The following is an 11,822-nucleotide window of genomic DNA, read 5'->3' on the forward strand; positions in this document are numbered from 1 at the left end:
CAGCACCGGTTTTTTATTCCCCATGACCGCCTAGAAGTCTGCCGCCATGCGTCCTGCCCGTGCCCTGATCGATCTCCAAGCCCTGCGTCACAACTATCAACTGGCCCGTGAAGTCTCGGGCGTTCGCGCGCTCGCGGTCATCAAGGCCGATGCCTACGGCCATGGCGCAGTGCGTTGTGCCCAGGCCCTGGAAGCCTGCGCCGACGGTTTTGCCGTGGCCTGTATCGAAGAGGCCCTGGAGCTGCGCGCCGCAGGCATTCGTGCACCGGTGCTGTTGCTGGAAGGTTTCTTCGAAGCCGAGGAACTGGCGCTGATTGTCGAGCATGACTTCTGGTGCGTGGTGCATTCGCTGTGGCAACTCGAAGCCATCGAACAGACTGCTGTGGCCAAGCCGCTGACGGTCTGGCTCAAGCTGGATTCGGGCATGCACCGGGTGGGCCTGCATCCCAAGGATTACCAGGTGGCCTATCAGCGGCTGCAGGCCAGCGGCAAGGTCGAGAAGATCGTGCTGATGAGCCACTTCGCTCGCGCCGATGAGCTGGACTGTCCGCGTAGCAGTGAACAGGTCGCGGTGTTTGAGGCCGCTCGCCAGGGGCTGGGGGCGCAGATCAGTCTGCGCAATTCGCCTGCGGTCATGGGCTGGCCAAGCATTCCCAGTGATTGGGTACGCCCGGGCATCATGCTCTACGGCTCGACGCCGTTCGAAGAAAACAACCCGGTAGCGGCACGTTTGCAACAGGTGATGACCCTGGAGTCCAAGGTGATCTGTGTGCGTGAACTGCCCGCCGGCGAGCCGGTTGGCTATGGTGCCAAGTTCATCACCGACAAGCCGATGCGCATTGGCGTGGTCGCCATGGGCTATGCCGACGGTTATCCGCGTCATGCGCCTACCGGCACCCCGGTGCTGGTGGCGGGCCAGCGCAGTCGTTTGCTGGGCCGGGTTTCCATGGACATGCTGTGCGTCGACCTGACGGATGTCCCTCAGGCCGGCCTGGGCTCGACCGTGGAGTTGTGGGGCAAGAACATCCTCGCCAGCGACGTGGCGCTGGCCGCCGACACTATCCCTTACCAACTCTTCTGCAACCTGCGCCGGGTGCCGCTGGTGTACTCCGAAGGCTGAGATTGCGCGGGCTGTACCGAAAGTCGCTGTCCCCGGGGGAATCGGGAGCAAGTGTTGTAAATACTGAACGCTGTCGCCATGATGACGCTCAATTACAACAACGCCTGATCCCCGCCTAGGAGGCTGCCGTATTGGACGTCGGTGAACGACTGCAATCCATCCGTAAACTGAAAGGTCTTTCCCAGCGTGAGCTTGCCAAGCGTGCGGGCGTCACCAATAGCACCATTTCAATGATCGAAAAGAACAGTGTCAGCCCCTCGATCAGCTCACTGCGAAAGGTGCTGGGCGGTATCCCCATGTCCATGGTCGAGTTCTTTTCCGAGGAAGTCCTCCAGGAAACGCCTTCTCAGATCGTCTACAAAGCCCACGAACTGATCGATATCTCTGATGGCGCAGTGACCATGAAACTGGTGGGGCGGGCCCATCCAAGCCGCGCGATTGCCTTCCTCAATGAGATCTATCCGCCGGGTGCCGATACCGGCGAGGAAATGCTCACCCATGACGGCGAGGAAACCGGAATCCTGCTCGAAGGTCGCTTGGAACTGGTGGTAGGACTTGAAACATTTGTCCTCGAAGCCGGTGACAGCTACTACTTTGAGAGTACGAAGCCGCACCGTTTCCGTAATCCGTTCGATGCACCGGCGCGACTAATCAGCGCAGCCACTCCGGCGAACTTCTAGACCAAGAGGCGTCCTGCAAGGTTTGCAGAGAAGCCCAAGTGACAATTCGCCACGATATAAGACCCCTTCGACTTTGGGGTTGTTTCAGTGTGGCGGGCTAACCGTTATACTTTCGCCCGCCTGCGAAACCGTGGCCGCAGGCGTGACTAGCCACCATTGAGGGTGTACGCGTGAACCTAATTATGAAAATGCTGGCCGCACCAGCAACCGTATTGGCCCTTTGGGCAGTCAGCGCTCAAGCTGCGACTAATGATGACATTGCCAAGCGCCTTGCGCCTGTCGGCCAGGTCTGCGTCCAGGGGCAGGAGTGCAAAGGTATGGAAGTCGCTGCCTCTGTGGGCGGTGGCGGCGGGGCAAAATCCCCGGATGACGTGATTGCCAAACACTGCAACGCTTGCCATGGCACCGGTCTGTTGGGCGCACCGAAAGTTGGTGACACTGCAGCCTGGAAAGAGCGCGCCGATCACCAGGGCGGCCTCGACGGCATTCTGGCCAAGGCGATTACCGGTCTGAATGCCATGCCGCCTAAGGGCACTTGCATGGATTGCACCGATGACGAGCTCAAAGGCGCTATCCAGAAGATGTCCGGTCTGAAATAAGCCGCCATCTTCAGCGAAAAAGCCGCTTACGAGCGGCTTTTTTGTGCCCGTAAATTGACCTCAAGACTGTTCTTTGCAGCAAACTCTCGGCAAGCTCGGTCCAACCTCAATTCATGGACGTTCCCCGGAGGATCAGATGCTGCAATCCTGTTCTATCGAGCATGCGGTGGATGAAGTGCTTGCGCGTTTGCCGCTACACATTCACATGGGCATGCCCCTGGGGCTGGGCAAACCCAACCGTTTTGCCAATGCCTTGTATCGCCGGGTCGCCCAATTACCCGAGCGCCAACTGACGATCTACACCGCTCTGAGCCTGGGTCGGCCCTCCCTGGGGGATGGTTTGCAGCGGCGCTTTCTCGAACCCTTCGTCGAGCGAGTGTTCGGCGACTATCCCGAACTCGACTTTCTTGCCGACCTGCGCCGCGACAGCCTGCCGGCGAACATCCGCGTCGAGCAGTTCTTCATGCAGCCTGGCAGTCTTTTGCACAGCACCTCGGCGCAGCAGGACTACGTCAGCAGCAACTACAGCCATGCGGCCCGGGATATCAATGCCGCCGGCCTGAACCTGGTAGCACAACTGGTGGCGCGTGATCCGCAACAGCCTGGACGCCTGAGCCTGAGCTGCAATCCGGACATCACCCTCGACATGTTGCCGATGATCGCCAAGCGCCGAGCGGCGGGCGAGACGATCTTGCTCCTCGGCCAGGTCCACAGTGACCTGCCCTACATGCCGGGAGATTCCGAGATCGACGCCGCAGCCTTCGACCTGCTGATCGACGAAGACGAGCGCAGCACGCTGTTCTCCACACCGAACATGCCGGTCGGGGTGCAGGACCATTGCATCGGCTTGCACGCCAGCACCCTGGTGCGTGACGGCGGCACCTTGCAGATAGGCATCGGCTCCATGGGCGACGCGCTGACCGCCGCGCTGTTGGCGCGGCAGGCGGACAACGAAGGTTATCGTGCCCTGCTGGCAGACTTGCAGGTGGATTGCTGGCAGCCGTTGATCGACCGTGAGGGCGGTGTCGAACCCTTTGCCCAAGGCCTCTACGGTTGCAGCGAAATGTTCGTCAACGGCTTGCTGGCCCTAGTTGATGCCGGAATCGTGCGGCGCAAGGTCTACCCAACCCTGGAACAGCAACAGCAGGCCAATGACGGAGTCCTGGATGCGGCTGCAGCCGTTGGTGGGGTGTTGATCCACGGCGGTTTCTTCCTCGGACCGCGCAGCTTCTATCAGCGTCTGCGGGAACTGCCCAAGGACAAACTGGCGGAATTCAACATGACCGCCATCAGTTACATCAACGAGCTGTATGGGGACGAAGCGCTCAAGCGCCTGCAACGCCGCGACGCGCGTTTTATCAACAGCGCCTTCACCATGACCTTGATGGGCGCAGCCGTATCCGATCAATTGCAGGATGGTCGGGTGTTGAGTGGCGTTGGCGGACAGTACAACTTCGTGGCCCAGGGCCATGCCCTGGCGGATGCCCGCTCGGTGCTGATCCTGCGCAGCTGGCGTGAGTCGGCGGGGGAGGTCAGTTCCAATATTGTCTGGGAATACGGCCACTGCACTATCCCGCGTCATCTGCGGGACATTGTCATCACCGAGTACGGTATTGCCGATCTGCGGGGCAAGTCGGATACAAAGGTAATCGAGGCGCTGCTCAATATCAGCGACTCACGCTTTCAGCCAGGGTTGATGGAGCAAGCACAGAAGGCCGGCAAGCTGGCGAAGGATTTTCGTCTGGATCCGCGTTTTGCCGACAACAGCCCACAGCGTCTGCAGAACATTCAAGCACGCCATCGCCACCTGTTTCCGGAGTATCCGCTAGGCAGTGACTTCAGTGCGCAAGAGCGTGATCTGCTGCGGGCGCTGAACTGGCTGAAGAGCAAGTTCAAGCTCAGCGAGATCCTCGAACTGGGCAAGGCAGCGCTCGACGCGCCGGAGCCTGAGGCATTCCCGGCGCACCTCGAGCGCATGGGGCTGGAGCAGCCCGAAGGCCTGCGTGAGGACCTGTACCAGCGCTTTCTGCTGGCGGGTCTGCAGGCCACTGCACCCGGCTCGTCGTAGGAGCCGGCTTGCCGGCGAACAGGCCATCAAGTATTGCATTGCCCTTGAGGACGCGTTCGCTGGCAAGCCAGCTCCTACACAAGCCAGCTCCTACACAGGCGGACGGGGTTACTCGATGAAGGTAACCACGCCACCGGCCAGGGATTTGACCCGGGCCAGGGATTCCACGCGGTAGCCCTGGGAGTCCAGCTCGGCACGGCCGCCCTGGAAGGACTTCTCGATCACGATGCCCAGGCCGGCCACGGTGGCACCGGCCTGCTTGATGATCGAGATCAGCGCTTGGGACGCCTTACCGTTGGCCAGGAAGTCATCGATGATCAGCACGCGATCGCTGCTGGTCAGGTGCCGAGGGGAGATGGCGACGGTGCTTTCCACTTGTTTGGTGAAGGAGTACACGGTGGCCGACAGCAGGTTCTCGGTCAGGGTCAGGGACTGGTGCTTGCGGGCGAAGATCACCGGTACGCCCAGGTTCAGGCCGGTCATGATCGCCGGGGCGATGCCCGAGGCTTCGATGGTGACGATCTTGGTGATGCCCGAATCCTTGAACAGCGTGGCGAATTCGTCGCCGATCAGTTTCATCAACTGCGGGTCGATCTGATGGTTCAGAAAAGCGTCGACTTTCAGTACTTGATCGGAAAGCACGATGCCTTCTTCGCGAATCTTCTTGTGCAGTGCTTCCACGGAGCTTCCTCTAACTGGCGTCTGTTGCGCCAAAGGTCGTTTAAAAATAGTCGATTTTAGCGCTTTAACATCGCGCGTATATCCGCCAGAGCGCTATTGCCGCGAACGGCTTTGACTTCGGTCGGGGTGTCGTCATTGCCTTCCCAGGCCAGATCGTCCGGGGGCAACTCATCGAGGAAGCGGCTCGGCGCGCAGTCGATGATCTCACCGTACTGCTTGCGTTTGGCCGCGAAAGTGAAGGCCAGGGTCTGACGCGCGCGGGTAATGCCCACGTAGGCCAGGCGCCGTTCTTCCTCGATGGTATCGGCTTCGATACTGGAGCGGTGCGGGAGGATTTCCTCTTCCATGCCCATGATGAACACGTAGGGAAACTCCAGCCCCTTGGAGGCATGCAAGGTCATCATCTGCACGCCCTCGGCGCCGTCTTCCTCTTCCTGCTGACGTTCCAGCATGTCGCGCAGGACCAGCTTGCCGATGGCGTCCTCGACGGTCATTTCGCCGTCTTCGTCTTTTTCCAGAGTGTTCTTCAAGGCCTCGATCAGGAACCAGACGTTGCCCATCCGGTAGTCCGCGGCCTTGTCGCTGGAGCTGTTGGTGCGCAGCCAGTTCTCGTAGTCGATGTCCATGACCATGCTGCGCAGCGCCGAGATCGGGTCTTCACCGGCGCACTGCTCACGGACCCGGTCCATGAAGCGCTTGAAGCGGGCCAGGCGATCGGTGAAGCGGCTGTCCAGATGCTCTCCCAGGCCGATTTCATCGGTGGCGGCGTACATCGAGATCTTGCGTTCGGTGGCGTAGTTGCCGAGCTTTTCCAGGGTCGTGGAGCCGATTTCCCGGCGTGGCACGTTGATTACCCGGAGGAAGGCGTTGTCGTCGTCCGGGTTCACGATCAGGCGGAAGTAGGCCATCAGATCCTTCACTTCCTGGCGTCCGAAGAAGCTGTTGCCGCCGGACAGGCGATAGGGCACCTGGTGGTGTTGCAGCTTCAGTTCGATCAGCTTGGCCTGGTAGTTGCCCCGGTAAAGAATGGCGAAGTCGCTGTAGGGCCGGTCAGTGCGCAGGTGCAGGCTGAGGATCTCCATGGCCACCCGCTCGGCTTCGGCGTCTTCGTTGCGGCAGCGGATCACGCGGATCTCGTCACCGTGGCCCATCTCGCTCCACAGCTGCTTTTCGAACTCGTGGGGGTTGTTGGAGATCAGCACGTTGGCGCAGCGCAGGATACGGCTGGTAGAGCGGTAGTTCTGCTCCAGCATCACCACTTTCAGGGACGGATAATCATCCTTGAGCAACATCAGGTTTTCCGGGCGCGCGCCGCGCCAGGCATAGATCGACTGATCGTCGTCGCCCACCACGGTGAACTGGTTGCGCTTGCCAATCAGCATCTTCACCAGCAGGTACTGGCTGGCGTTGGTGTCCTGGTATTCATCCACCAGCAGGTAGCGGACCTTGTTCTGCCATTTTTCCAGAATGTCGGCGTGCTCTTCGAACAGCTTCACCGGCAGCAGGATCAGGTCGTCGAAGTCCACCGCGTTGAACGCCTTGAGCGTGCGCTGGTAGTGGGTGTAGACGATGGCAGCGGTCTGCTCCTTGGGGTTGCGAGCATTCTCCAGGGCCTCGGGGGGCAGGATCAGGTCGTTCTTCCACGAGCCGATCATGTTCTTGATCTCGTCGACGCCGTCTTCCCCGGAGTACTCCTTCTGCATGATGTCGGTCATCAGCGACTTGACGTCGGTCTCGTCAAAGATCGAGAAGCCTGGCTTGTAGCCCAGCCGCGCATGCTCCTTGCGGATGATGTTCAGCCCCAGGTTGTGGAAGGTCGACACGGTCAGGCCGCGCCCTTCGCCGCCACGCAACAACGTGCCGACCCGTTCCTTCATTTCCCGCGCGGCCTTGTTGGTAAAGGTCATCGCGACAATGTACTGGGCGCGGATGCCGCAGTTCTGGATCAGGTGCGCGATCTTGCGGGTGATCACGCTGGTCTTGCCGGAGCCTGCGCCGGCGAGCACCAAAAGAGGGCCGCCGACATAGTTCACGGCTTCTTGCTGCCGGGGATTGAGTCGGGACATGACAGTAAAAAGGGATCGGTTACGAAAAGGGCGGGCATTTTAACAGGCTGGACAGATTCTGCTGCCTCTCTCCGACTTGTGACGCACAACGCTATCTAAATTTGCCGGTTTTGATACTTTCCCTCAGGATGCGCGCTGAATATGTGTCTAATGTTCGAGTTAGAGCGGTACAAGAAATTGCGTATGATAATCAATACCATTTGTTATTGTTTATTTGCGCGCCATAATGCCCGCCGCCAACTTTTTTGCAGAGTCTAGGGAGCTAGCTTGTCTAAGCCTGTCGAACCCTTGCGTTTGCTGCTACTGGCCGAAGAGCCGGTGTGGACAGCGTTGTTGCGCGAGTGTGTCGCTCCGTTAGGAGACTCGGTGGTATTGATCAGTGCTCCGAACTGGGAGTCGGTCAGTCGTTTGTTCGAAGACGACCGCAATGCGGTCCTGTTGACCATTGCGCAATTGCAGCCCGGCCCCGGGCGTTGCAGCCTGCCCACGGTGCTTTTGCTGGACCAGGAACCGCCGGTAGCCCCGGTGGGTGTCAGCGACTGGCTGGTAGGTTCCTGCCTCAGTACCGATGCCCTGCGCCGCTGCCTGCGCCATGTGCGTGAGCGCGGTGTGCTGGAAAATACCTTGCAGCGCCTGGCCGAGCAGGACCCGTTGACCGGCATTGCCAACCGCCAGGGTTTTCAGACCCTGCTGGCGGCGCGCCTGGCGGAAAATGAAGGTCGTGGCCTGGCCCTCGGGCACCTGGACCTGGATAACTTCCGTCACGCCAACGACGCCCTTGGCCACCAGGCCGGTGACCGGCTGATCCTGCAAGTGGTCTCGCGGCTCAAAAGCCAGCTGGAGGCCGGTGATCAACTGGCCCGCCTGGGCAGCGACGAGTTTGCCTTGCTGATCGATACCCGCCGCGCGCCGCAGCGGGCCGAGTGGATGGCCGAGCGCATTACCGAGGCCATGGCCGAACCCTACTGGGTCGACGGCGAAAGCCTGCTGATCGGCTGCAGCCTGGGAATTGCCCACGCCCGGGCCAATGCTGGCGCCGACCCATTGATGTGGCATGCGCACATCGCCATGCAGCAGGCCAAGAGCACCCAGGGCTGCACCTTTCATATTTTCAACGAACGCATCAATCGCAATGCCCGCAGCCTCGCCGACCTGGAAAGCGAATTGCGCCGGGCCTTGCGCCGTGACGAACTGGAGCTGCATTACCAGCCTCGGCTGGACCTGCATGATGGCAAGATCGTCGGCCTTGAAGCCCTGGTGCGTTGGCGCCACGGCGAGCGCGGGTTACTGCCTCCCAGTGAGTTCGTGCCCCTGGCCGAGCAGAGCGGGCTGATCGTGCCCCTGGGCTACTGGGTCATCTCCCGTGCCCTGCGGGACATGCAGGCGCTGCGTGAACGTGGGCTGCCGCCGTTGCACATGGCAGTCAACCTGTCGTTCCGGCAGTTCCAGGACAGCCAGTTGCTCTCGACCTTGAGCCGGCTGATTGCCGAGCGTGGGGTCGAGGCACAATGGCTGGAGTTCGAGCTGACCGAAACTGCAGTGATGCGTCGCAGCGATCTGGTGAAGCAGACCATGGATGCCCTTGGGCGCCTGGGGGTGCGTTTTTCCCTGGACGACTTCGGCACTGGTTTCTCTTCCTTCGTGCATCTCAACAGCCTGCCGATCACTTTGCTCAAGGTCGACAAGAGCTTTGTGGGCGGCATGGAACAGCGCGAAGAGAACCGCAAGCTGGTCCACGCCATGATCAACCTGGCCCACAACCTCAATCTGCATGTGGTCGCTGAAGGGGTCGAGACCGCGGAGCAGTTGGCATTGCTGCGGGGCTTTGGTTGCGACCAGGTCCAGGGCTACCTGATCAGCAAGCCGTTGCCCCTGGCGGAGCTGGTGGAGTACCTGACCTTCGGCAGCAGCCAGCAGCCGCTGCAGGAAGGAGTGGTCTAAGCCGTCGACTCGCGCCGCGTTGACTGTCGCTGCCTCAGGCTTCGATGGTCAACGCGGGGTTCAGTCCGCCTGGCTGGCCTGTAGGTTCATTCGCGGCACTGCTGGCTCATGCTTGATCATGCGCCGCATCCGCCATTCGAATGCCAGGGTCAGGCTGATGGCTGCGCAGGCCAGGCCCAGGGCCAATCCCCACCAGACACCGGTCGGGCCCCAGCCCAGGGTAAAGGCCATCAGCCAGGCCGCAGGTGCACCGATCAGCCAGTAACAGCCCAGGCCTACCAGGAAGGTGGTCTTGGCATCCTTCAGGCCGCGAATTGCGCCCATCGCAATGGTCTGGGTGCCGTCGAACAGCTCGAACCAGGCAGCTACTGCCAACAGGCTCACCGCCAACTGGATCACCTCGGCAAAGGCCGGATCGTTATGGTCGAGGAACAAGCCGATCAACTGGTTTGGCAACAGCCAGAAAACCATGGCAAACCCCAGCATCGCTACCGCGCCGAAGGCAATGCCGACCCGCCCGGCCAGGCGCGCATCGAGCAACTGCCCGGCGCCGTAATGCTGGCCGATGCGCATGGTGATGGCGTAGGAAATCCCCGCCGGTACCATGAACGCCACCGAAACGATCTGCAGGGCAATCTGGTGCGCCGCCAACTGGGTGCTGCCCATGGTGCCCATGCACAGCGCGGCGAAGGCGAACAGCCCGACTTCCACTGCGTAGGTGCCGCCGATGGGCAAGCCCAGGCGCCACAGTTCCCGCAGGTACTGGGTGTTCAGCCGGGACAGGCCCTGGCGCAGTGGATAAGCCGCGTAGGCCGGATGGCGCTTGATGTGCCAGGCCAGTGCCAGCGCCATGCAGTTGGCGACAATCGCGGTGACCAGGCCGATCCCCGCCAGGCCGAGTTTTGGCAAGCCGAACATGCCGGTGATCAGTGCGTAGTTGAGCAGGAAGTTGGCCACCGTACCCGCCAGGCTGATGACCATCACCGGCGTTGCCCGGCCAATCGCGCTGGTGAAACCGCGCAAGGCCATGAAGCTCAGGTAGCCGGGCAGGGCAAACGGCAGGACCAACAGGAACTGGCCGGCAGCGTGGACGTTGCTTTCAGTCTGGCCGAACAGCAACAGCAGCGGTTTGAGATTCCACAGCAGCAGGCCGGCCACCAGGGCCATCAGCCAAGCCAGCCACAGGCCGGCCTGGGTCAGGCGCGTGGCACCCTCGATGTCCCCGGCGCCCTGACGAATTGCCACTAGGGTGCCCACGGCGGCGATCACGCCGATGCAGAAGATCGAGACGAAGGAGTAGCTGGCTGCACCGAGACCGCCACCGGCCAGGGCTTCGGGGCTGAGGCGAGCCATCATCAGGGTGTCGGTGAGGACCATCAACATGTGCGCCAACTGCGAGGCGATCAGCGGCCCCGCCAGCCGCAGGATGGCCCAGAGTTCGATACGTGCTGGATGCTGCATGGTCATCGGGCTCGATAAGCTGGGAATCGGGAAGAGCGCTGATTCTCGGCGCTTCCGGGCCATAGCACAAAGGGATAAAAATACTTGCTGGCATGATTAAAACTCATGCGAAGGACTTTCTGGTAGCGTGGCGTCATTGTGCTGCCGGAGCCTATCCATGTCCCGCCGTCTTCCTCCTCTCTATGCCCTGCGTGCCTTTGAAGCCGCGGCCCGGCACAGCTCGTTTACCCGGGCGGCCGAGGAACTATCCATTACCCAGAGCGCCGTCAGCCGGCATATCCGTACCCTGGAAGATCACTTCGCCTGTCGGCTGTTCCAGCGCAGCGGACGCAATCTGCAACTGACCGAAGCGGCCCGGCTGTTGCTGCCGGGTGTTCGCGAGGGCTTCGGTGCCCTGGAGCGGGCCTGCAACACTCTGCGTGCCGAGGATGACATTTTGCGTATGAAGGCACCCTCGACCCTGACCATGCGCTGGCTACTGGCACGTCTCAGCCGTTTCCGCCACCTGCAGCCGGGCAACGAGGTGCAGCTGACCAGTGCCTGGATGGACGTCGATTCCGTGGACTTCAACCAGGAACCCTTCGATTGCGCGGTGTTGTTGAGCAATGGGCACTTTCCTGCGGATTGGGAGGCCAGCTACCTGTTCCCCGAGCTACTGATCCCGGTGGGTGCGCCGAACCTGCTCAATGACCAGCCTTGGGATGTAGCGCGGCTGGCGGCTACCGAGTTGCTGCATCCGACCCCGGACCGGCGGGACTGGCGCAGTTGGCTCGGGCATATGGGGCTGACGGGGCAGGTCTCGCTCAAGGGCGGCCAGGTGTTCGACACCCTGGAGCTGGGGATGATCGCGGCGGCGCGGGGTTACGGCGTGTCCATGGGGGATCTGCTCATGGTCGCCGAGGATGTGGCCCAGGGCCGGCTGAGCCTGCCCTGGCCGACCGCGGTGGCCAGTGGCTTGAACTACTATCTGGTCTGGCCCAAGACCCGGCCCGGAGGTGAACGTTTGCGTCGTCTCAGCGACTTCCTGCAAGGCGAGGTCCAGGTCATGCAGTTGCCCGAGGTCGAGCGCCTCGGCTGAAACGTTGAAGCACCCGGCCGGCGGCGCTCGGCAGATATCCCTGCAAAGCGCTCAAGTATTATCGAGCGCCGCCGAATCCTAGGTCATGGAACCAGCGTGCAGGAAGGTCCTGGATTACTAAAAACACC

9 protein-coding genes are annotated in these 11,822 nt (G+C 61.3%); 6 read left to right on the top strand and 3 right to left on the bottom strand.

Annotated features, from left to right (window positions below):
• Positions 1-46: 46 nt before the first annotated feature.
• The 4 genes from alr to GV819_RS01725 all read left to right on the top strand — a co-directional run bounded on the left by alr (position 47) and on the right by GV819_RS01725 (position 4,467).
• Positions 47-1,120 carry an alanine racemase gene (gene alr / locus GV819_RS01710; RefSeq protein WP_161752878.1) on the top strand — a complete coding sequence of 358 codons (1,074 nt, stop codon included), beginning with the start codon at positions 47-49 and terminating at the stop codon, positions 1,118-1,120.
• Between the two features lie 131 nt (positions 1,121-1,251).
• Entirely contained in the window at positions 1,252-1,800 is a 549-nt protein-coding gene (locus tag GV819_RS01715) for a cupin domain-containing protein (RefSeq protein WP_123726820.1), read from the top strand.
• Between the two features lie 182 nt (positions 1,801-1,982).
• On the top strand, positions 1,983-2,399 hold the full coding sequence (locus tag GV819_RS01720) for a c-type cytochrome (protein WP_161753122.1): 417 nt from the start codon (positions 1,983-1,985) through the stop codon (positions 2,397-2,399).
• Between the two features lie 136 nt (positions 2,400-2,535).
• Positions 2,536-4,467, top strand: a complete 1,932-nt coding sequence (locus tag GV819_RS01725; RefSeq protein ID WP_161752880.1) for an acetyl-CoA hydrolase/transferase family protein — start codon at positions 2,536-2,538, stop codon at positions 4,465-4,467.
• A 108-nt stretch (positions 4,468-4,575) separates the two neighbouring features.
• Here GV819_RS01725 and GV819_RS01730 read toward each other — a convergent pair whose 3' ends face one another.
• On the bottom strand, positions 4,576-5,148 hold the full coding sequence (locus GV819_RS01730) for a xanthine phosphoribosyltransferase (protein WP_011064203.1): 573 nt from the start codon (positions 5,146-5,148) through the stop codon (positions 4,576-4,578).
• Between the two features lie 56 nt (positions 5,149-5,204).
• Positions 5,205-7,214 (bottom strand): DNA helicase Rep, encoded by a 2,010-nt coding sequence (rep, locus tag GV819_RS01735; protein ID WP_161752882.1) that lies wholly within the window; start codon positions 7,212-7,214, stop codon positions 5,205-5,207.
• Positions 7,215-7,481: 267 nt separating this feature from the next.
• Here rep and GV819_RS01740 point away from each other — a divergent pair, with 267 nt between their 5' ends.
• Positions 7,482-9,155 (top strand): putative bifunctional diguanylate cyclase/phosphodiesterase, encoded by a 1,674-nt coding sequence (locus tag GV819_RS01740; RefSeq protein ID WP_161752884.1) that lies wholly within the window; start codon positions 7,482-7,484, stop codon positions 9,153-9,155.
• A 60-nt stretch (positions 9,156-9,215) separates the two neighbouring features.
• Here GV819_RS01740 and GV819_RS01745 read toward each other — a convergent pair whose 3' ends face one another.
• A complete protein-coding gene (locus GV819_RS01745; RefSeq protein ID WP_178125908.1) occupies positions 9,216-10,616 on the bottom strand; it encodes a NorM family multidrug efflux MATE transporter in 1,401 nt (466 codons plus the stop codon).
• A gap of 157 nt (positions 10,617-10,773) precedes the next feature.
• On the opposite strand from GV819_RS01745, the gene GV819_RS01750 reads away from it, so the two are divergent.
• Entirely contained in the window at positions 10,774-11,694 is a 921-nt protein-coding gene (locus GV819_RS01750; protein ID WP_161752888.1) for a LysR substrate-binding domain-containing protein, read from the top strand.
• The last annotated feature ends 128 nt before the right edge of the window (positions 11,695-11,822 follow it).

Source organism: Pseudomonas sp. Fl5BN2 (assembly GCF_009908205.1).
GTDB lineage: Bacteria > Pseudomonadota > Gammaproteobacteria > Pseudomonadales > Pseudomonadaceae > Aquipseudomonas.

Coding starts and splice junctions, on each gene's coding strand:
- GV819_RS01750 (WP_161752888.1), top strand. CDS start 10,774: ATGTCCCGCCGTCTTCCTCCTCTCTATGCCCTGCGTGCCTTTGAAGCC.
- GV819_RS01725 (WP_161752880.1), top strand. CDS start 2,536: ATGCTGCAATCCTGTTCTATCGAGCATGCGGTGGATGAAGTGCTTGCG.
- GV819_RS01745 (WP_178125908.1), bottom strand. CDS start 10,616: ATGCAGCATCCAGCACGTATCGAACTCTGGGCCATCCTGCGGCTGGCG.
- rep (WP_161752882.1), bottom strand. CDS start 7,214: ATGTCCCGACTCAATCCCCGGCAGCAAGAAGCCGTGAACTATGTCGGC.
- alr (WP_161752878.1), top strand. CDS start 47: ATGCGTCCTGCCCGTGCCCTGATCGATCTCCAAGCCCTGCGTCACAAC.
- GV819_RS01720 (WP_161753122.1), top strand. CDS start 1,983: ATGAAAATGCTGGCCGCACCAGCAACCGTATTGGCCCTTTGGGCAGTC.